A 20,093-nucleotide genomic window follows, 5' to 3' on the forward strand; every position below is an offset into this window, starting at 1 on the left:
GCGGCCCAGCGCAATATCACTATCTGTGATTGGACAACTACGTTGAGGGTATGAGGGGGATAGTCCCTCGCCCCTCATGCCGACGCGAAGTGAGACCCCCATGCGAGCACTTGCCCCCTGCCAGTCTGCGATCCCTCTTCGCGAGGCGGCCAGCGTCCTCCTGGATGCTCGGCATCGTCATCGTTGACAGGAGGGCCTGGTGAATCTTCCTGCCGGCCATGCGGACCCCACCGCAACGCGTTCATCACCGATATGGCCGTGGCCATCGCGATGGCCGGTGTGCGGGCTGCCACGCCGTCGCCGGCCATCGGCACGACCGCGGACCTCTGAAGGGAAGGTGTGCATGACGCTCGAAGACGCAGCCGCCATGGCCGTCGCCGTCCCGGAGGAGGCCGGTGCGGCGGACGAGTATGAGGCGTGCGAGCACGCCCGGCGGATGATGGCCGCACTGGGATTCCCGTTGCACGAGCCGGGAATGGTGGGCACGCCGGCGCGCCTGGTGAACGCGCTGCGGGAGCTCACCGGCGGCCTGCGCGAGGACCCGGGCAGGCACCTGGAGGTCACCTTCCCGCCGGAGTCGAACGACCCCGGTCTCATCGCGGTGACGAACGTGCCGTTCATCTCGCTGTGCGAGCACCACCTGCTGCCGTTCACCGGCGCCATGACCGTCGCATACGTTCCCGCACCGGGCGCCCCCATCGTCGGCCTGTCCAAGCTCGCCCGCATGGCTCAGGGCTTCGCGGCCATGCCCCAGGTCCAGGAGCACCTGGGGGAGCAGATCGCGGAGACCCTGCACACCAAGCTGGAGAGCCTGAAGGGGGTCTTCCGCACCGAGCCCGCCATGCGGGAGAACTTCTTCCGCCTGCACAGCAGCGGCGTGTGAGCGGCGGGCCCACCGCCGCGGACTGGGCGGCGCTGCGCCGGCGGGCCCGAGGCGAGGTCATCCTGCCGGGCGACGCCGGATACGCCGCTGCCCGCGGTGTCGCCGATCCCCGCTTCGGCCAGGTCCGTCCCCGGGCGGTGGTGCGCTGCGCCGGCGAGGAGGACGTGCGTGCCGCGGTCGAGTTCGCCCGCCGGCATCGCCTCACCCCGCACCCCCGCTCCGGCGGGCACAGCTTCGCCGGTTACTCCACCGGCCCCGGTCTGGTCGTCGACGTCTCCTCGATGAACGCGGTGACCGTGAACGGCGCGGTGGTCCGGGCCGGCGCCGGCGCCAGGAGCGGTGCGCTGGCCCGCGTCGTCGACGAGCACGCGAGGATCCTGCCGATCGGGACCTGCCCGGAGGTCGGCATCGCGGGCCTGACCCTGGGCGGCGGCATCGGCACGGTGGGCCGGGCGTACGGGCTCACCGCCGACAACCTGCGCGCGGCCGACGTCGTCCTGGCCGACGGCCGCATCGTGACCTGCAGCCCGTCTTGCCACCCGGACCTGTTCTTCGCGCTGCGCGGGGCGGGTGCCGGCAACTTCGGGGTCGTCACGTCCCTGACGTTCGGCACCCACCCGGCGCCCGACGTGAGCTCGTGTTTCCTGCGCTGGCCCCGGCACCGCGCCGTCGGGACCATCCTCGGCTGGCAGCGCTGGGCCCTGGCGCTGCCCGATCAGATGTGGACCCAGGTCGTCCTGAGAGGTGGCGCGGCTCATACGTTGGTGATCACCTGCTGGTGCGGCCCGCCCGGCGGCGACACCTCGTTGATCGACCGTCTCGTCGCGGCGCTCGGCGAGCCGGTCTCCGCGGATTCCCACACCGCCCGCTATCCCCGTTCCCTCGAACGGCTGTGGGCGGAGCACACCCTCGACGACGAGGCCACGCGGCCCCGTTACCCGTTCCAGGAGGACCACCAGCTCTCCGCGCCGCTGCCCCCGGACGCCGCCGCGCTGCTGGCCGGACGGATCGCCGCCAGGACGGACGTGCTCTGCTTCCTGGAGCGGCAGGGCGGCGCCCTTGGCGCGGACCCCGCGACGGCCTGGGCGCACCGCGACTGTCCCTTCGGCCTGTTCTTCTGGAGCGAGGCGTCGCCGGCGGCAGGGCTCGGCCCGGTGCTCGAGGCCAGGAACTGGGCGGTGTCGCTCTGGCAGGATCTGCTGCCCTGGGCGTCCGGCCAGTCGTACCAGAACAACATCTCCCCGCGCCGTCCCGGCTGGGCGCGCGCCTACTACGGCCACCACCTCGAGCGTCTGTACGCGATCAAGGCGGCCTACGATCCGGGCGATCTGTTCCACCACCCGCAGGGCCTGCACCCTCCACGGGCCAGGTGCCCGGGCACCGGAGGAACGCCGCCGGCAGCGCCGGGCCCCCTTCGCCCTTGAGCGCCCGCTCTCCAGTCTGAGCCGCGAGGGGAGGAGGCGGTGACGGGCGTGGCGGTGAGGCTTTCCGCCGGCGTGCCCTGGGTGGTGACGCCGGGCTCGACCACCGCAGCCGCAGTGGTCAGGTCCGGCAGGCGGATCCGGTCCGGCCGGCGCAGGCCGAGCACCACGGCCGTCACACACCGGCTCGCGCGAGCCCAGCCCCGGGACAGGGTGGTCACCCCAAGTCTTCCCTAACAGAAAGTAGTCAAAAGGTTGCACAGAGATATTATCGTGGTATGTTTCCCGAACCCGGGGCTCCGCTGATGATGCCGTGGGCCCTGCGCGTTGCCGGCACGCTGTGCCTGGCCGACCTCATGGCCGACGGGCTGTCCCGTCCTGAGGAGCTGGCCGCGTGCAGCGGAGCGCATCCCGGGAGCCTGGAGCGGCTGCTGCGCTACCTGGTCTGCCGGGGCTACTTCGCCGAGCCCGAGCCGGGCCGCTTCACACTCAACGACCGGGCCGAGACGCTGCTGAGCGCGCATCCGTCAGGATTGCGCGCCCGCATGGACGCCGACGGCGCGTTCGGCCGTACCGATCAGGTCATCTCCCACCTGCTGACCACCATCCGCACCGGCCGCCCCGCCTACGCCCAGGTCCATGGCAGGCCCTTCTTCGACGACCTGGCCGTCAGCGCCGGACGCTCCGCCCCCTTCGACGCCGTCATGCGCGACCGCCTGGGCGTGGACCTGCCCCACCTGCTCGACGCCTATGACTGGGCGGCCGCGGGCAGCGTGGCCGACGTCGGCGGCGGCACCGGCGGGCTGCTGGCCGCGCTCCTCACCGCCCATCCCGGCCTGCACGGCACCCTCGTGGACCTACCGGTGACGGCCGAGCGCGCGGCACAGTCGCTGCGGTCGGCCGGACTGGCCGATCGTTGCCAGATCGTCGCGGGGAACTTCTTCGAACCGCTCCCGGGCGGCCGGCACGTGTACGTGCTGCGCAACATCCTGCACGACTGGGACGACGAACGTGCCACGGCCATCCTGCGCAACTGCCGGCAGGCCGCCGGCCCCGACGGCCGCATCCTGGTCATCGAGCTGGTCATGGGCGACGCCGACACACTGACCATGACCACCGCGCACGATCTGTTCATGCTGCTGATCTGCGGCGGCAAGGAGCGCGACCTGGCCCAGTTCGGCCGGCTCGCCGCCGACGCGGAGCTGCACCTGTCCGCCGCCCGCGCCCTGCCCTCGGGGTCCTGGCTGCTGGAGCTGCGTACGCCGGCCGAAACGGAGGAGACCGGGTGACGACGAGCCCGAAGGACGCCTACTACGACCTCTGCCAGCGGCTGCTCGGCCCATGGCGCACCACCGAGCTGACGGGCGCCCAGCTCTGCGAGGTCGGCGAGACCATCTACGGCCGCGCCGAGCACTTCTCTCTGTACGGTGTCGCCGCCCCCGCCATGGCGGACGCCGGGCTGCGGGTGTTCGGCCGCACGGCCGTCGAGTGCTGCACCGACCTGATGGCCGTGGCCGTCGCGCACGCGGTCGCCGACCTGCACGCCCCGCCGGACATGGCCGGCGACTCGTTCGTCGCGGAGCTGTTCTGCGGTTCGGGCAACCTGGGCGTGCATCTCGGCTGGACGCTCGGTCGGCCGGTGTACGCGGCCGAGCTGGACCCGCTCGTCTACCAGGCCACCCGCCACAACCTCGGCAGCGTGGGAGCTGCGACCCGGCTCCAGCAGATCGACTACCGTGAGCTCCTTCCCGGGCTCCCCGCCCGCGGGCCGGGCGACACCTACATCGTCGAACCTCCCTGGGGGTGCGCCATCTCTCCCGCCGGGCTCGACCTGCTGGGCACCTCACCCCCCGTACCGGAGATCCTGGACGACATCCTGCGAGCGCGCGACGGCCGGTCGTGTCTGGTCGGGATCAAGACCATCGACCGCATCCTCCACGACTCCTTGAACGTCGCGTTCGCCGACGCCCGTCACCTGCGCACCATCACGAGCGAGCGGCCGTTCCCCGACGGCTCCAGGATGCAGTTCCACTTCTACCGCATCGGCTCCGGCACATGAGGCCGGCGCGTTCGCGCCACCCCACGCGCGACCGCCCACGCCGAACCCGTGCATGAATTCCAGGCGCGGACGATGACCGCCATCGGGAGAGAGATGCCAGCCCAGGATCCGCCGTGCTTTCCCTTCGCCGCCGCAAACCTCTTGCGTCCCCCTGCCGAGTACGCGCGGCTCGTCCGCGAAGAGCCCATCTCGCGCGTCACGCTGCCCAGCGGTGAGCTCGCCTGGCTGGCCGCCGGCTACGAGCCGGCCCGCACGGTCCTGTCCGACCTGCGCTTCAGCAAGCAGGCGAGCACGCGCCCCGGCGCCATCACCGGGTTGCCCATCACCGAGGGCTCCGAGTCGATCTTCTCCAGCGACCCGCCCGCCCACACCAGGCTGCGCCGCCTGATCGCCGGCCCGTTCAGGCCCCGCAACGCCGAGGCGCTGCGCCCCCGGATCGAACGGCTCACCGACGACCTGCTCGACGAGATGGAACGGAAGGGGCCCCCGGCCGATCTGATCTCCCATCTGGCCATGCCCCTGCCGATCACCGTGATATGCGAACTGCTCGGCGTACCGTCAGAAGACGCGCCACACTTTCGCGCCTGGACCGACACCATGCTGAGCCTCGACCCGAGCCGGCGCGGTGAGGTCAGGACGGCGATGGCCCGCCTCTGGGCCTATTTCGGCGGCTTGCTGGAACACAGGCGCCGGCATCCCGGGGACGACCTGCTCACGAAACTCCTGCGGATACGAGACGAAGGCGACCGGCTCGACGACGGCGAACTGCGCACCCTCGGCATGACCTTGCTGACAGGCGGCTACCAGATCCTGGCCACGCACCTCGGCCACGGCATCATCCACCTCCTGCGCGCACCGGAGGTCTACCACCGGGTCGGCCACGACCCGGTTCTGCGCGCACAGGTGGTCACGGAGCTGCTGCGGTACACGCAGAGCGGCGGCAGCCTGGGCTCGCTGCGCATCGCCCTGGAGGACGTCGAGCTCGACGGGACGCTGATCAAGGCCGGCGAGGCGGTGGTGCCGCTGATCAACGCCGCCAATCGCGATCCCCGCGTCTTCGACCTTCCCGATGAGCTGCGGCTCAGTCGTGACCCCGGCCAGCACCTCGCCTTCGGCCACGGCATCCACCGCTGCCTCGGCGCACACCTCGCCCGGGTCCAGCTGGAGACGACGATCGGCGCGCTCAGCCGCCGGCTGCCGGCCCTGCGCCTCCTCGTCGGAGAGGAGGAGCTGGCCTGGCACCGCGCCTCGACGTTCCACCGGCCCGTCAAGGTGCCGGTGAGCTGGTAGGCCATCTGCGCGCCACCGCTCGCCGTCTTCGCTCGCTTGAGCTTGCCGGCTACACGGTGCTGCACGACCGCGCGATTCCGGGCAGCCGCGCACGGGCAGGCCGTACTGGCGGGCGAAACCGGCGAAATCGGTCTGGAACACCCCGACCGCGGGGGATGCCGAGCCGCCGCGCGGCGGCTGCTCCGGCCGCGCCCAGCAGCACGGGGGAGGCCAGGTGGACGATGTCGGGCTGGAAATCGCGCAGGGCCCACGTGAGGCGGCCCGGTCGCCAGGTGGTCAAGGACGCGGGAGACGGAGTTGGTGACCCCGTTCACCTGGGGCAGGAACGATTCGGTCACGATGGCGACCCTCATATGGCCGTTCATCCCATCCGTCGGCGACGGCCGGCTGCCCGGAAGGGTGCGGCGCGGCGAATTCCCCGTCAACGCCCTGTGGGCGCCACAGCTCTTTGACGACGAGCACCGCGAAGGCGGGCAGGAAGTCGAAGCAGCGCCGGGTCAGCCAGGCGGCGCCGCCGGCGGTCACGCGCAGGGCGCTTCGCCAGGCGGGAGGTTCGGGCGCGCCCGGTTCGAGGCCGGGCAGCCGTACGGGGAGCCCGCGCAGCCGCAGTCGTTCGGCGGCGAGCCGGGCGAGCAGGCGGTGGCCGCGCTCACTGGGGTGCAGGCGATCCATGCTCCACATGCGCGGGTCGTACAGCGCCGGGTGCCGGGCGAGGTCGAGGTGCACGGTGTCATGCCGTCCGGCCAGGCCGGTCACGATGCCGTTGATCAGGTGGACGCGGCGGGCCAGCGGGCGGCGGAACGCGTCCGGAACGCGCAGCAGCAGGCCGGGTCGGGCAGGGTGGCGGTCACCACGATGCTGCCGGCACCGGTGAGCCCGGCGATCGCCTGCTCCAGGTCGCGGGCGATCGCCGTGGGGACGAACCGGCCGCGCAGCGTGTCGTTCACGCCGATCAGGATCGTGGTCACCGAGGGCCGCAGGGGCAGCGCGCGGGGAAGCTGCTCGCTAGCCAGGTCCGCGGAGCAGGCGCCGCGGACGGCGAGGTTGGTCAGCGCGACCGGGCCGCCCGCGCCCAGCGCCTCGGCCAGCAGGCCGGCCCAGCCGCGCCCCGGTACGGGGTCGCCCATGCCGGCCGTCACCGAGTCGCCCAGCGCGACGAGCCGGATATCGTCCCTGATCACGCTCGTCATCGAGGGCTCGCCGGCTTGCCGATCAGCGCGTGAGCCCGCAGGAAGCCCTGGACGGCGGCCGACCACGGGTACCGCTCGGCCCGCGCCCGCTCGGCGGCGCGCGAGCGCGAGCCGAGCAGGTCCAGGATCGCTGTGGCGCAGGCCGCCGGGTCGTCGTCCACCGCCGCCCCCGCCGGGCCCGCGACCTCGGGAAGGGTGCTGTCGTGGCTGACCACCACGGGGGTGCCGCTGGCGAGCGCTTCGAGCGCGGCCGGCCCGAACGTCCCGACCGGGCCGGGCGCGAGCGCCACGCCGGCGCTCGCGAGCGGCCGGGCCGGCACGTCCCGCTCGGAGATGTGCCCCAGGAACCGGACCGGCAGGCCGGTCGCCCGCGCCCGCAGTGTCCCGAGCAGCGGCCCGTCACCTGCCACGGCCGGCACCGCGGGCAAGCCCCTGCGGCGCAGCTCTGCCAGCGCCCGGATCGAGCGGTCGGCCCGTTTCTCCCGCGACAGCCTGCCACAGTGCACCAGCAGCAGCTCACCGGGCCGGGCGAGGCGGGCCCGCACAGCGGCGACGAAGCGGCCGGGGGAGAAGGTGCCCAGATCCACGCCCAGCGGCACGCGGACGAGGTTCCGCACGGCGGCCCGCGCCCAGGAGCCGGTCTGCTCGTCGCGGCCAGCGGGCCCGGGTACGACCGGAACGGGTTCGTGACCGGCGGCGAGGTAGCTGGCGCCGAGCTCGTCGAGCGTGGTCCGCAGCCCACCGGAGACGGGAGTGACGAAGTTGGCGATCCTGGCGATGCGCACATCTGGAGGAATTGCCGTCCATTCGACACAGCCGGGTAACAAGGCGTGATGCGGAGCATAAATGTGCTCGACAGATCGGGCTCACGAGCCGGGAACGCCACCGACCGCCGGGGTGCGGGCGGCCTGCCCGAGATCGAGCGCGACCACGAGGGCGTGGTCAGTGGAACTGGGGCACGATCAGGTACAGGCCGTAGAGCACCACCGCCGCGCACGCGGTGAAACAGAGCGTGGCCGCGACGACCGCGCCGGAGCCGCCGTCGCCATGGTGTTCCCGTACGGACCGGCGGGCTGAGAGCGCCATCACGCCGAGGGAGAAGACGACCACCACCGCGACGCTGACCGCCAGGCTGACCACGAAGACCTGACCCAGCGCGCCCCACTTGACATCCATGACGTCCTCCTCGGGTCAGGCGGCGGCCGGCTGCGGGGTGCCCGGCAGCTCGTTGACGTTGCCGGCGTGCACCGGGTTGCGGCGGCCGGCGGCGTACAGGCCGGCCGCGGCGGCGACCGCCACCAGGGCCGCGACGGTGACGCCGAGCGTGCCGGTGGTGGCCACGGCCGCCGCGACGCCTCCGACGGCGGCGGCCGCGGGCAGGGTCAGCAGCCAGGCCAGCGCCATCCGGCCCGCCACTCCCCAGCGCACCCGCGCCAGCCGCCGGCCCAGCCCCGTGCCCAGGATCGCGCCGGAGACGACCTGCGTGGTCGACAGCGCGAAGCCAAGGTGCGAGGAGGCCAGGATGACGGTGGTCGCGCTCGCCTCCGCGGCGAAGCCCTGCGGCGACTCGATCTCGGTGATGCCCTTGCCCATCGTGCGGATGATCCGCCAGCCGCCCAGATAGGTGCCCAGCGCGATGGCCAGCCCGGCGGCCCCGATCACCCAGAACGGCGGCGCGGAGCCGGAGGCCAGCGTGCCCGTCGAGATCAGCGTCAAGGTGATCACGCCCATGGTCTTCTGCGCGTCGTTGGTGCCGTGCGCCAGCGACACCAGCGAGGCCGAGACGATCTGCCCGAAGCGGAACGTCGTCGCCACCGACTCGTGCCGGGCCCTGGCCGTGATGGTGTAGGCCAGGTACGTCGCGGTCATAGCGACGAATCCGGCGATCAGCGGTGAGGCCAGCGCCGGGACGAGCACCTTCTCCAGCACCGTGTCGAAGTGCACGCCCTGCACGCCGGCGCCCACCCACACCGCGCCGATCAGCCCGCCGAACAGCGCGTGCGAGGAGCTGGACGGCAGCCCCAGCAACCAGGTGAGCAGGTTCCACAAGATCGCGCCGATCAGCCCGGCGAACACCATGGGCGGCGTCACCAGCCGGTCGTCCACGATCCCGCCCGAGATCGTCTTGGCCACCTCCACCGACAGGAAGGCTCCGGCCAGGTTCAGCACGGCCGAGATCGCCACCGCGATCCTCGGACGCAGCGCGCCCGTCGCGATGGAGGTGGCCATCGCGTTGGCCGTGTCGTGGAATCCGTTGGTGAAGTCGAAGGCCAGCGCCGTGATGATCACCACGACGACCAGGAACGTCACATGCTCCATGACTGGATGTCCCATCCGTTCCGCCGTGCCAGTGAGGTTAGGCGCGCACGGTGAACCGGCGATGAACCCCCGGCGGGCAGCACGCGACAAAGTCACCCCGTCCCTTCCCGGCGCGATCCAACGGATCGGTCTTCGCCGCGCCGGCCGGGCGGGCTGTGAGAGTACCTGCTCGGGCATGTGACCGCTCAGGTGGCAGACGTGCGAGGCACACAACGCAAGACGACAACACCGAGCAGCAGGAGCGGCCCGATACGGAAGCAGCGTCGAGATGCCCGGGCAGACCTCGACCTGCTGACCGAGCCGCAGCCGCACAAGCGGCCGGGCACCGTCGCGGCCGGCCGCCCGACCGCGTACGACTTCCAGCCTGCCGAGGCGGACGAGGACCACGAGCACCATGGGGCAGCCGCGATCCACCTGCTCGGCCAGCTCGCTCTGGCACAGCACCATGCCGCTGCGGGGGCCGCGCAGGGTTTTGTGGGTGGTGGTGGTGACGATGTGGGCGTGCGGGATCGGGTCGAAGTCGCCGGTGAAGACCTTTCCGGCGACGAGGCCGGCGAAGTGGGCCATGTCCACCATGAGGGTGGCGCCGACTTCGTCGGCGATCTCCCGCATGATCCGGAAGTTGATCTTCCTGGGGTAGGCGGAGTAGCCCGCGATGAGGATGAGCGGCCGGAACTCGCGGGCCTGGGCGCGCACCTGGTCGTAGTCGAGCAGGCCGGTGGCCGGGTCGGTGCCGTAGCTGGCCTGGTGGAACATCTTGCCGCTGATGTTGGGCCGGAAGCCGTGGGTCAGGTGGCCGCCGGCGTCGAGGCTCATGCCGAGCATCCGCTGGTTGCCGAGGTCGCGGCGCAGGTCTTCCCAGTCGCTGTCGGACAGGTCGTTGACGTGGCGGGCTTGGGCGCGGGCCAGGGCCGGCGCTTCGACGCGCTGGGCGAGCACGGCCCAGAACGCCACCAGGTTGGCGTCGATGCCCGAGTGCGGCTGCACATAGGCGTGGGCCGCGCCGAACAGGGCGGTGGCGTGATCGGCGGCGATCTGCTCGACGGTGTCGACGTTGCGGCATCCGGCGTAGAAGCGGCGGCCGATGGTGCCTTCGGCGTACTTGTCGCTGAGCCAGTTGCCCATCGCGGCCAGGACGGCGGGGGAGGCGTAGTTCTCGCTGGCGATCAGCTTGAGGCTTCCCGCTGGTCCTGAAGTTCTTGCCGGATCGCTTCGGCGACGCGGGGTTCGGCTTGCGAGATGAGGTCCAGCGCGGCGGTGAAGGCGAGCGAGTCGGCGGGCTCAGCAGGCAGGGCCGTGATCGTGTCTCCGAGAGGTGGGCGAGGAACGGCAGCACGCTAGGCGGCCAGGCTTTCACACTCCGTGCCCGGTCGTGCTGCCCTGCGGGTGGGGCGGTGGCTGCGGTGGCCATGGCTCGGAGTTGGAGCTGGGGCAGTTTGTCCTGCAGTTCTACAGCGGCTTTATCGGCGTAGACCTCGATCGCTTCCCGGCCTCCACCGAGGCACCGCTGCACGGTTCGGACGCGGTAGGGCCTGGGTGACTTCAGGCAAGTTCCGGCGCGCCACCATGCTCAGGCGAGTAGTAGTGCGCGATGGACGCATACCAGGGCATCGACTGCAGGTGCCGAGGCTCCAGACGGACGCCGGTACGGTGCTCGGCAAGGGCGAGCGCGGCCTGGAGGTGGCGGTCGATGAACCCGTCGCCGGGATCCTGGTAGCCGGGGATCATGTCGAGGTACTCGCCGTCGAGAAGTTGGTCGTCCGGGTGGCGGATGGGGCTGTAACCGCGATACATGGGATCGAACCTGGCGCGCACCTGGCCGTCGACGGCGTAGAGGAAGGTGGCGTGCCAGTTGACGTTGCGCTTGACGCTGGCGATCAGCGCACCGGCCGACAGATCGCGAACCACGTCTCGCATGATGCCCGCGTAGCCACCCCATTCGATCATGATGGATCCCCCCGATGCAGTGCCCACCTCGATGCCGCCCGGACCGATGTAGTCGGGGTCGTCCACGGCCCGCAGGCGACGCAGCACGTCCTCCGGATCAAGCGCCCTGGCGAAGGTGAAACAGAAGCCGGAGTCGAAGCGGTAGGCGAACTCCTCCAGCCAGCGATAGTCGTCGGCCGTCACGCTGCTCATAGCCATCTCCTTTGTCGGCAGCCGCCATCATTGCGCAACAGCTGATGGGATCACGCGGCTCTTCACGCGAACTGGACAGTCATCTGCAGTCACGGTCTGCAGTCCTGGGACCGGCAACGAGCGCATGGTCCCGGTGCGGTCTGCCGAACGAGTTCGGGACCTGACGGGCGATTCACTAAGCCGCAGCGGCATCCATGCGCGAATCCGACATCATCAGCTGCTGTGAAGACGTATCTCGACACCCCTCGCCGCGAAGAGCGTGAGCTGTCGAGCGAGGAGACCGAGCTCGCACATGCCCTTCAAATCAACGCAAGAACCTCCTTCCGCGAGATCGCCGACGCCCTCGGGGTGTCCGACCAGAGCGCCGCACGCCGCTTCGCGCGACTGCGATCCGCCGGGAAGCTTCGAGTCCTGGGTCTGACTGATCCCGAACGGCTGGGGGGACTCCCGCTGGGTCGTCCGCATCCGATGCACACCCGATGCGGCCGCTTCCATTCTGGCGGCGCGGAGACCACCTGCTCAGTGCGGACCAGCGGTCCCGGGCTGGAGGAGTCACCGCTCCTGCAGAAGCTGCCACCCACGCCCCAGGTGGTCGATGTATCGGCACACTGCCTGTTGCACGTCTTCTTCGGCCGCGACCTCGGCCCGATAACCAAGCGCGGACCGCTCACGGTGGCGCAGACAGCGGCGCTCGCCCCTCGACACACCTGAACGGGCCCCGAACGACGCGCCCCCGGTGATGTTGGACGACGGTGACCGGCACCTGCTCGACCTGCTGGCCAGGGACGGCAGAGCGGCACCCGGAGAACTGGCCGCCGCGACCGGCCTGTCCCCGTCGACCGTGCGCCGCCGCATCACCGAACTTGCCACACACCCCGGGGTGGCCGTCGCCGCCGCCGTGACCGGCGACACCAACCTCTACGCCAGCATCGACGTCGCGACCGCACAGGTCTTCTACCACTACCTCACCGCATCGGGTGTCCGCCTTGCCCGGTCTGCGCCACGCGGCGACCGCACCCATCCACCGCACCCTGAAAGGCCCCGGCCCCTACCTCCCGGCTGGGGCATGAATCTATCGCCGGAGCCCTGAGCAGGACAAAGACGGCGGGGTAGAGCCTGCCGTTGAGCCGACAGTGGTCGATCATCGGTGACCGGGGGCACGTGGAGGTCGCGTTCCGGCGGCGGGACGGCTCCCGGCGGTCGCGCGGGCGCTGCACGTTTCGGCAGGTCAGCGTGATTCACGCGGGTTCCAGGAAGGCGCGGAGCTCGTCGGCCTCCGGGACGCCGAGTTCGGCGTACAGGGCCAGGGCCAGGTGGCCGTGCTCGCCGGCCTGTTCGGGGTGGCCGAGGGCGAGGTGGGCGCGGGCCAGCCCGTCGTGCGCGCGGGCCTGCTCCGGGCGGTTGCGGGTGCGGTCGGCCAGGGCGAGCGCGGCCGTGTGCTCCTCGATCGCGCGGGCCGGATCGTCCGCCGCCTCGGCCAGGCCGTTGAGCGCCGCGGCCTCGTCGGCGGGGTTGCCCAGCTCGCGGTAGAGGGCGGCGGCCTGCTGGTGGCGGCGCGGGCCTGGGCCGGCTCGCCCTGGCGGCGCAGGACGACGCCGAGGTGGTCGAGGGTGGCCGCCTCTCCCGCCGGGTTGCCGACCTTGCGGTGGAGGGCGAGGGCCAGGTCGAGGTGGCGGCGGGCCTCCTCGGCACGGCCCGCCCGGTCCAGGGTGAGGGCGAGGATGCCGAGGACGTGCGCCTCGCCCCAGGTGTCGGCGCCGATGCGGGACAGGTCGAGCGCCTGCTTGAGGTACTGCTCAGCCTCCACGTCCCGTCGCCTGCGCAGGGCCACGTTGCCCAGCGTGAGCAGCGCCCTGGCCCGCTCGTACGCCTCCTCGCACGCGTCGAGGGCCTGGTGGGCGTGCTCCTCGGCCCGCTCGTACTCGCCCAGCCGCCAGTACGTCCACGCCAGGTCGGTCAGCGCCCGCGCCTGGACCTCGCGGTCGCCGAGCTTGCGGCTGCGCTGGAGCGCCAGGGTGTGCAGGGTGAGCGCGTCGTCGTGGTGGGCCTGCCGGTCCAGGTACGGGCGCATGGTCAGGGCGAGCATGCCCAGGCAGATCTCGGGGCCGTGGACGGCGGTGGCGATGATGTTCGCGCGTTCGGCGTCCAGCCAGGCGCTCGCCTCGGCGGCGTCGCGCAGGGGCGCGACCGGGGTCGCGGGCTGGGGGATGCCCTCGCGCTGGGCGAGGCTGTGCGGGAAGAGCCGGTCCATCGCCGCGCGGGAGCGGTGCAGGTAGTACGCGAGCAGCCGCATGACCGCGCCGTCGTCCTCGGCGAGGCTGCGGGCGTGCTCGCGGAGCAGGTCGTGGAAGGTGTAGCGGCCGGGCTCGCGTTGCAGCAGCATGTGGGCGTCGAGGAGCCCTTCGAGCAGTTCCTCGGCCTCGTCCTCGTCGATCCCGGCCAGGGCCGCCGCGCCGCAGGCGTCGATGTCGCGGCCGGGCACCAGGCCGAGCAGGCGGAACATGCGCTGCTCCGCCTCGTCGAGCTGCTCGTACGACAGGGCGAAGGCGGCCGACACGCCGTTCAGCAGCCGCCGGTGGTCGTTCAGCCGGCCGGCCAGGTACGCCACGGTCCAGCTCGGGCGGTGCTGGAGGCGGGCGGCCGAGATCCGCAGGGCGAGCGGCAGGTGCCCGCACAGCTGCAGCACCTCGCGGACGGCGTCCGGCTCCTGCCGGGCGCGCTCGCCCACGATGCGTTCGAACAGCTCTTGCGCGTCGCGCTCCGCCAGCACGTCGACCGACAGCGCGTGGGCTCCGTCCAGGCCGACGAGCCGCCGTCTGCTGGTGATCAGGACGAGGGTGTCGGAGCGGCCCGGCAGCAAGGGGCGTACGTGGTCGGCGTCGCGCGCGTTGTCCAGGACGGCCAGCACGCGACGCCCGGCCAGCTCGGCCCGCCAGAGCGCGCCCCGCTCGGCCGTCGTGACCGGGATGCGGTCGGCGGGCACCCCGAGCTGCCGCAGCAGCGCCTCCAGCGCGGCGGCCGGGTCGATCGGCTCCCGGCCTGCGGTGTGGGACTGGAGGTCGAGGAAGAGCTGCCCGTCCGGATAGCGTTCGGCCAGCCGGTGGGCGACGTGCACGGCGAGCGTGGTCTTGCCGATGCCCGCCATGCCGTCGATCGTGATGACGCCCGGTTCGTGGTGCTCGGCCACGAGCCGCTCCAGCTCGACGGCCCTTCCGGAGAAGTCGGGAATGTCGTACGGAAGGAAGGCCGAGCGGCGAGACGGCTGAGCGGCGGTGATCAACCCCGCCGGCCAGGCGCGCGGCCCCGCGACGGAGGCGACCGGCCCCGCAGGGGAGGCGCCCGGCCCGCAGGGGAGGCGCCCGAGCCCGCCGGGACGGCCACCGCCCCGGCCGCGGAAGCGCTCTGACCCACGAAGGAGGCCGGGGCGGCGGGCAGGCGCAGGGACGGGTCGTCCTTGAGGACGGCCTGCTCCAGCTCGGTGAAAGCGTGGCCGGGGTCGAGGCCCTGTTCGTCGGCGAGGGCCGTGCGGTAGGCGCGGGCCGCGGCCAGGGCGTCGGCCTGGCGGCCGGCCCGGTGCAGGGCCAGGACGAGATGGCCGGTGAGCTTCTCGCGCAGCGGGTACGCGCTCACCTGCGCGGCCAGCTCGTCGAGCAGCTCCGCGTGCCGCCCGGCGGCCAGCTCACCCTCCACCAGCCGCTCGTACGCCGACAGCCGCCGCTCGTTCCACAACTCCCTGAGCCCGGCGACGTAATGCGCGTGCACCCCCTCCAGCGCCTCACCACTCCACAGCCCCAGCGCCTCGCGCAGTGCCCCTGCCGCCACCAGCTCGGTGAACTCCTGCGCGTCCACCTGCCCCGGCTCGGGCCGCGCCACGTAGCCGCCGGCCCGGGTCTCCAGCAGCCCCTCGGCGCCCGCGCCGCGCAGCGCCTTGCGGATGGCGGTGATCGAGGCGTGGATCTGCGAGCGGGCGGTGTCCGGCATGTCGTAACCCCACATCGCCTCGATCAGCCGCTCGATGCTGATCACCCGGCCCGCGTTGAGCAGGAGGTAGGCCAGGACGGCCCGGTGACGTGGGGCGATGCTCGGGACCGGCGTGCCGCCGAGGGTCAGCTGCACGGGTCCGAGCAGAGAGAAGCGCAGCATCGTGACCCCCATCTCCGGCACATCGTGGACGCATAGCGAATGTATCAATCCGGACGTCCATCCTGATCTCACGCGAAGCACGACAGAGGAGACAACGATGGAAGCCCGGATGAAGAACCCCGCCACGGTCATCCCCGCCGCGATGAAGCCGATCATGGAGCTGATGAAGGCCGCCCAGTCGCAGGGCCTGCCCCAGGAGCTCATGGAGATGATCCACCTGCGGGTCAGCCAGATCAACGGCTGCAGCTTCTGCGTGGACGCGGGCCTGAAGAACCTGCGCAAGCTCGGCATCACCGACGAGCGCCTCGGCCTGATCGCGGCCTGGCGCGAGGCCCCGTACTACACCGACGCCGAGCGGGCCGCGCTGGCGCTGGCCGAGTGCGCGACCCGGCTGGCCGACCGCACCGACGCCGTGCCGGACGAGATCTGGGACGAGGCCGCGGACCACTTCGACGAGAAGCAGCTCGCCTCGATCCTGCTGATGACCGCCACCACGAACCTCTTCAACCGCCTCAACGCCCCGATCCGCCAGGTCGCCGGCAGCTGGTAATCGACGCACACACCCACGAAAGGGAGACGACTGACATGTCCGCCGTACGCTCGCACCGCTACTCCGTCGCCGACGCCGACCTGGAGGAGTTCCTGGCCCGCCGCGCCTCCCTCATCGCCACCGTACGGGAGCGGCACCCCGGGCTCACCCGTACCGTGCTGATCCGGCTGGAGGACGGCACCTACACCGACACCTGGCACTGGGAGGACGCCGGGCAGATGGGCGCGGCGTTCGCCGCCATCGCCACCTTCGCCGAGGCGCCGCTGACCATGGCCCTCACCAAGGACGCCACCGCCCAGAACGGTCAGGTCGTGGACGAACGCTGAGCCTCCGACGGCGTGCGCCCGCGAGCACGCTTGAACGCGACGCTGAACGCGAAAGAATCCCCGTAGCCCACCTCGCGCGCCACCGAGGCGACGCTCCTGCGGGGATCGCGGAGCAGGTCGGCGGCCAGGGTCATGCGCCAGTCGGTGAGGTAGCCGAGCGGCGGCCGGCCGACCAGGGCGGTGAAGCGCTGGGCGAAGGCGGCCCTGGACAGGCCCACCTTCGCCGCCAGCGAGGCCACCGTCCACCGATGCGCGGGCTCCTCGTGCAGCAGGCGCAGCGCCTCGCCGATCGCCGGGTCGCTCAACGCCCGGTACCAGGCGGGCGGCGTCGCCTCCGGCCTGGTGCACCAGGCCCGCAGCGCGATCACGAGGACCAGGTCCAGCAGGCGGGCGAGCACGGCGTCCTGTCCCGGCTCGCCGCTGGCGGCCTCGGTGGAGAGCAGGTCGAGCGTCACCCGGGTACGCGGCCCGGCCGGCACGACGGCCAGCGGGGGAAGCAGCTCCAGCAGGCGGGACGCCACGTCGCCGCGCAGGTCGTACGCACCGCGCAGCATGACGGTGGCGCCGGGCCCCGCACCGGACAGGCGCGTGCCGAACGTGCGGGGGGCCGGTGCCGGGACGTCGTCCACGGGCGCGCCGGTGGGCAGGAACTTGCGGCCGTCGCGGATGACGTACTGGGGCGGGGTCGCGGGGTCGTCCGCGATCGTGTAGCCGCCGGGAGCGGTGATGAGCGCGATGTCACCCGGGCACAGCCGGGTGGGAGGACCGTCCGCGAGCCGGATCACGGCCCGCCCGCCCAGCGTGGCCGCGACCGTGAGGGGCGGCGCGTCGGCGTACGTGATCGCCCACGGCGGCGGCTGGATCAGCTGCCGGACGACGGCGTTCTGCGCGCGGGCACGGTGCAGCAGATCGGTGAGCACGTCCACCCGCCCAACCTAGACGATCGCAAAGGCATCGCAGACTTTCTCCCATGGATCATCTGCCGGCCGGTGCGGTTCGCTGAGTGTCATGACGAAATCCATCGCAGTCTTCGGAACCGGTCCCGGCGTCGGGCAGGCGGTCGCCCGCCGCTACGGCAAGGAGGGGTACGAGGTCGTCCTCGTCGCCCGCCGCCGCGAGCGTCTGGAGTCCCTGGCAGGAGAGCTGGCCGCCGACGGCGTCACCGCCCACGTGATCACCGGCGACCTCGACCGGAGCGACACCGTCCCCGCGCTCGCCGGCCGGATCAGGGAGAAGGTGGGCGACCCCACAGCGTTCTACTACGGCCCGGCCCCCGCGGAGCCGGCCTTCGTACCCGCCACCCGGCTCACCCGCGAGCTGATCCTGGACCGGCTGCCGATCACCCTCTACACGCTCATGGGCCTGGTCGGCGAGTTCCTGCCGGCCATGATCGAGCGCGGCGACGGCGCCGTCCTCAGCGCCCAGGGGGCCGCCGCCGTCCACGGCCGCCCGCACATGAGCGGCTGGCCCACGATCCTGGCCGCGCAGCGGAACTACCTGCAGTCGCTGGCGGCCGAGGTGACAGGCCAGGGCGTGTACGTCGGCCTGCTCTACATCGGCGCCCGCATCCTGGGCACCCCCTTCGAGGAGGACTACCAGCGACGGCTGGCCCAGGGCGAGCCCATGCCGGACATGCCCGCAGCCGACCCCGTCGAGCTGGCGGACCTCCTGTGGGACATGCACGCCACGCGGTCCAGGCTCGAGGCCCACGTCCCCGCCTGAAGAAGGCTCGTCCGGAAGCGCACCGGCTGATCGCTGGAAAGCGGGACACCACGCGACGCGCGTGGCCGACGTCCGGGCCCGATGCCGGACACCCGCGAGGGCGAGCACCGGCACGACCGCCTCGGGCCCGTACGCGACCGCCGCCATCGCGCCCAGCGACAGCGCGTCCAGCCCGCCGGCTACAGACAGGCGATGCATTTCTGACGCCAACAGCGCGAATAACTACGCGAAATGTACGACGGCGCAGATGCGTTCGACGGCGGCATCGCCGTGAGCCGTGGAGATCGCCTTCGATGGCCACGTCTGCCTGTCGTGCGCCGAAGTCGCCGGCCCTCGCCGCGATGTCCGGCTTCGACGCTGCCGCCCTGGTCGCCGCGTGAACGACACGATGCAAACCCCGGCCCGGCATCTTCTCCGCTGGGTAACCTCTGACGACATGCGCAGGATCGCCGTCATCGGCTGCGGCGGCAGTGGCAAGACCACCGTGGGGCGCCGGCTCGCCGCTCTCCTCGACGTCCCTATGATCCACCTCGACGCCGTGTACTACGACGCCGACTGGAATCCGCTGCCGCCGGAGGAGTTCGCCGCCATCCAGGAGAAGCTCGTCGCCGAGCCCCGATGGGTGATCGACGGCAACTTCGCCTCCACCCTGCACATCCGGCTGGCGAACGCCGACACGGTGATCTTCCTCGACATCCCCCCACTCGTGTGCCTGTGGGGCATCCTCCAGCGCCGCCGGCGCTACCGCGGCGGCCAGCACGCCGAGCAAGGCGTGTACGACCGCATCCACTGGGGCTTCATCACCTACGTCCTCGGCTACCGACGCCGGATGCGGCCCAAGGTCCGCGCCCTCATCGCCGAGCACGCCACCCACGCCCGCGTCATCACCTTGACCAGCCGCCGAGCCGCCCGCCGCTTCCTGGCCGGGCTCCCCGGCACGTAGACGTGCGATCCCTGGTCGGTCAGGCCCGATCGGGTAGCGGTACTCCTCCCGTGCCCCGCGCGGCGGGCGTTTGAGCGGCGTATCAACGGCGTTGGACAGCCGTTTCAGACCGCCGGGGCAGCCTGATCCGTGATGGACGCAGGGAGCACCCGGAAGGTGTGGAATGAAGATTCACTCGAAGAAGATCGGCAGCGAAATCGTCGCCAACCCCGGTGAGCGGCTCGCGGACATCGACCCCGCGCTCGTCGTCTCGCTGCTGAAGAGGGACGGCTACGTGTACTTCACGGGATACCAGCCGACCCTGGAGGAGTTCGAGGCGTTCACCCGGCGGTTCGGCACCTGCGCCGGGGCCCGCCACGTGCACTACCCGGAGGGCGGGGAGGCGCTGGGCTTCCACGCCGAGGACTCCTACAACCCCTACCGGCCGGACGCCATCTGGTTCCTGTGCCTGTACGAGGGCAGCGACGGCGGGGCGCCCACCGGCGCGGTCGACGGCGTACGGCTGCTGAACGAGCTCAGCCCGCACTGGCAGGAGTTCTGCCGCACGAACACCCTGCGCTTCGAGCGCCACTGGGCCGAGGAGACCTGGCGGTCGGCGACCGGCGGGGCCGCGACCGAGGAGATCGAGAAGGTGCTGGCCTCCTTGCCCGGCTTCAGCCACCGGTTCCTGCCCGACGGCACGCTGTACACCTGCTACGAGGCGCCGATCGTGGTGAGGACGCCCGGCGGGGAGGAGAGCTTCAGCAACACGATGCTGCAGGCCATGACGGAGCAGACCTTCTACGGCATGTCGCTGGGCGACGGCTCGCCGGTGCCGCGGGAGCTGCTGGAGACCGTGGAGCGCTGGGCGTTCGAGAACGAGGTCGAGATCGGCTGGTCGGCCGGCGACGTCGCGGTGATCGACAACTACCGCATGATGCACCGGCGGGCCGAGTACCACGGCAAGGACCGTGACCTGCGCGCCCGGCACTGCGAGAACCTGTTCGGCACGCAGCTGCCCGACGACTCCACCCCGCTGGCGGCCGGGATCAAGTCGCTCATCCAGAGCGACGTGGGCCTGCCGGTGGCCACCGGTCCGCTCGGCGCCACGGTCTGATCCCACGGTGTG

General features: G+C 71.9%; 22 protein-coding genes. 12 read left to right on the forward strand and 10 right to left on the reverse strand.

The genetic code is table 11. The annotated features are described in order from the left end of the window. The first annotated feature begins 343 nt into the window (after positions 1 to 343). The 5 genes from KIS93_RS05975 (at position 344) to KIS93_RS05995 (ending at position 5,653) form a co-directional block, all read left to right on the forward strand. Positions 344 to 883, forward strand: a complete 540-nt coding sequence (locus KIS93_RS05975) for a GTP cyclohydrolase I (RefSeq protein ID WP_080038519.1) — start codon at positions 344 to 346, stop codon at positions 881 to 883. Beyond that, positions 880 to 2,307 (forward strand): FAD-binding oxidoreductase, encoded by a 1,428-nt coding sequence (locus tag KIS93_RS05980; protein WP_080038520.1) that lies wholly within the window; start codon positions 880 to 882, stop codon positions 2,305 to 2,307. Before KIS93_RS05975 ends, KIS93_RS05980 begins: the two co-directional genes overlap by 4 nt. Positions 2,308 to 2,582: 275 nt before the next feature. Then, positions 2,583 to 3,593 (forward strand): methyltransferase, encoded by a 1,011-nt coding sequence (locus KIS93_RS05985; RefSeq protein WP_080038521.1) that lies wholly within the window; start codon positions 2,583 to 2,585, stop codon positions 3,591 to 3,593. Further along, positions 3,590 to 4,363 (forward strand): class I SAM-dependent methyltransferase, encoded by a 774-nt coding sequence (locus KIS93_RS05990; protein ID WP_080038522.1) that lies wholly within the window; start codon positions 3,590 to 3,592, stop codon positions 4,361 to 4,363. The genes KIS93_RS05985 and KIS93_RS05990 overlap by 4 nt, the downstream gene beginning before the upstream one ends. A gap of 141 nt (positions 4,364 to 4,504) precedes the next feature. Continuing rightward, entirely contained in the window at positions 4,505 to 5,653 is a 1,149-nt protein-coding gene (locus KIS93_RS05995; protein ID WP_230466150.1) for a cytochrome P450, read from the forward strand. A gap of 49 nt (positions 5,654 to 5,702) precedes the next feature. Here the strand turns inward: KIS93_RS05995 and KIS93_RS68830 are convergent, their stop codons facing one another. The 7 genes from KIS93_RS68830 to KIS93_RS06035 all read right to left on the reverse strand — a co-directional run bounded on the left by KIS93_RS68830 (position 5,703) and on the right by KIS93_RS06035 (position 11,301). Further along, positions 5,703 to 5,933 (reverse strand): glycosyltransferase, encoded by a 231-nt coding sequence (locus KIS93_RS68830; protein WP_418114538.1) that lies wholly within the window; start codon positions 5,931 to 5,933, stop codon positions 5,703 to 5,705. Continuing rightward, the gene (locus tag KIS93_RS06005) at positions 5,930 to 6,409 is read right to left on the reverse strand and encodes an SGNH/GDSL hydrolase family protein (protein WP_186403922.1); all 480 of its coding nucleotides are present in this window, start codon (positions 6,407 to 6,409) and stop codon (positions 5,930 to 5,932) included. The genes KIS93_RS68830 and KIS93_RS06005 overlap by 4 nt, the downstream gene beginning before the upstream one ends. 11 nt (positions 6,410 to 6,420) lie before the next feature. Beyond that, positions 6,421 to 6,834, reverse strand: a complete 414-nt coding sequence (locus KIS93_RS06010) for an SGNH/GDSL hydrolase family protein (RefSeq protein ID WP_186403923.1) — start codon at positions 6,832 to 6,834, stop codon at positions 6,421 to 6,423. Positions 6,835 to 6,839: 5 nt separating this feature from the next. Then, positions 6,840 to 7,628 carry a glycosyltransferase gene (locus KIS93_RS06015; RefSeq protein WP_080038524.1) on the reverse strand — a complete coding sequence of 263 codons (789 nt, stop codon included), beginning with the start codon at positions 7,626 to 7,628 and terminating at the stop codon, positions 6,840 to 6,842. Positions 7,629 to 7,785: 157 nt separating this feature from the next. Beyond that, entirely contained in the window at positions 7,786 to 8,019 is a 234-nt protein-coding gene (locus KIS93_RS06020; RefSeq protein ID WP_080038525.1) for a hypothetical protein, read from the reverse strand. Positions 8,020 to 8,034: 15 nt separating this feature from the next. Continuing rightward, entirely contained in the window at positions 8,035 to 10,332 is a 2,298-nt protein-coding gene (locus KIS93_RS67305; RefSeq protein ID WP_329607764.1) for an inorganic phosphate transporter, read from the reverse strand. Positions 10,333 to 10,704: 372 nt separating this feature from the next. After that, positions 10,705 to 11,301, reverse strand: coding sequence for a DUF6461 domain-containing protein (locus KIS93_RS06035; RefSeq protein ID WP_080038527.1), 597 nt, complete (start codon positions 11,299 to 11,301; stop codon positions 10,705 to 10,707). Positions 11,302 to 11,523: 222 nt separating this feature from the next. Between KIS93_RS06035 and KIS93_RS63045 the strand changes: the two genes are divergently transcribed. Both KIS93_RS63045 and KIS93_RS63050 read left to right on the forward strand, forming a co-directional pair. Continuing rightward, positions 11,524 to 12,012 carry an Lrp/AsnC family transcriptional regulator gene (locus KIS93_RS63045; RefSeq protein ID WP_222107277.1) on the forward strand — a complete coding sequence of 163 codons (489 nt, stop codon included), beginning with the start codon at positions 11,524 to 11,526 and terminating at the stop codon, positions 12,010 to 12,012. 28 nt (positions 12,013 to 12,040) lie between these two features. Continuing rightward, the gene (locus tag KIS93_RS63050; protein WP_230466477.1) at positions 12,041 to 12,391 is read left to right on the forward strand and encodes an AsnC family protein; all 351 of its coding nucleotides are present in this window, start codon (positions 12,041 to 12,043) and stop codon (positions 12,389 to 12,391) included. 138 nt (positions 12,392 to 12,529) lie between these two features. Here the strand turns inward: KIS93_RS63050 and KIS93_RS63055 are convergent, their stop codons facing one another. After that, positions 12,530 to 14,581, reverse strand: coding sequence for an ATP-binding protein (locus KIS93_RS63055; RefSeq protein ID WP_222107279.1), 2,052 nt, complete (start codon positions 14,579 to 14,581; stop codon positions 12,530 to 12,532). Then, positions 14,578 to 15,444 carry an AfsR/SARP family transcriptional regulator gene (locus tag KIS93_RS06060; protein ID WP_222107280.1) on the reverse strand — a complete coding sequence of 289 codons (867 nt, stop codon included), beginning with the start codon at positions 15,442 to 15,444 and terminating at the stop codon, positions 14,578 to 14,580. Before KIS93_RS06060 ends, KIS93_RS63055 begins: the two co-directional genes overlap by 4 nt. A gap of 97 nt (positions 15,445 to 15,541) precedes the next feature. On the opposite strand from KIS93_RS06060, the gene KIS93_RS06065 reads away from it, so the two are divergent. Further along, positions 15,542 to 15,994, forward strand: a complete 453-nt coding sequence (locus tag KIS93_RS06065) for a carboxymuconolactone decarboxylase family protein (protein WP_080038529.1) — start codon at positions 15,542 to 15,544, stop codon at positions 15,992 to 15,994. A gap of 35 nt (positions 15,995 to 16,029) precedes the next feature. Then, complete coding sequence (locus tag KIS93_RS06070; RefSeq protein ID WP_080038530.1) at positions 16,030 to 16,320, forward strand: hypothetical protein; 291 nt, start codon at positions 16,030 to 16,032, stop codon at positions 16,318 to 16,320. On the opposite strand, the gene KIS93_RS06075 is transcribed toward KIS93_RS06070, so the two are convergent. Then, the gene (locus KIS93_RS06075) at positions 16,299 to 17,246 is read right to left on the reverse strand and encodes an AraC family transcriptional regulator (RefSeq protein ID WP_080038531.1); all 948 of its coding nucleotides are present in this window, start codon (positions 17,244 to 17,246) and stop codon (positions 16,299 to 16,301) included. The genes KIS93_RS06070 and KIS93_RS06075 overlap by 22 nt on opposite strands. An 82-nt stretch (positions 17,247 to 17,328) precedes the next feature. Here KIS93_RS06075 and KIS93_RS06080 point away from each other — a divergent pair, with 82 nt between their 5' ends. The 3 genes from KIS93_RS06080 (at position 17,329) to KIS93_RS06090 (ending at position 20,081) form a co-directional block, all read left to right on the forward strand. Next, positions 17,329 to 18,042, forward strand: a complete 714-nt coding sequence (locus KIS93_RS06080; protein WP_222107281.1) for an SDR family NAD(P)-dependent oxidoreductase — start codon at positions 17,329 to 17,331, stop codon at positions 18,040 to 18,042. 436 nt (positions 18,043 to 18,478) lie between these two features. Beyond that, a complete protein-coding gene (locus KIS93_RS06085; protein ID WP_080038533.1) occupies positions 18,479 to 18,985 on the forward strand; it encodes a P-loop NTPase family protein in 507 nt (168 codons plus the stop codon). Between the two features lie 163 nt (positions 18,986 to 19,148). After that, the gene (locus KIS93_RS06090; protein ID WP_080038534.1) at positions 19,149 to 20,081 is read left to right on the forward strand and encodes a TauD/TfdA family dioxygenase; all 933 of its coding nucleotides are present in this window, start codon (positions 19,149 to 19,151) and stop codon (positions 20,079 to 20,081) included. The last annotated feature ends 12 nt before the right edge of the window (positions 20,082 to 20,093 follow it).

This window comes from [Actinomadura] parvosata subsp. kistnae (assembly GCF_900323885.1).
Classification (GTDB): domain Bacteria; phylum Actinomycetota; class Actinomycetes; order Streptosporangiales; family Streptosporangiaceae; genus Nonomuraea; species Nonomuraea composti.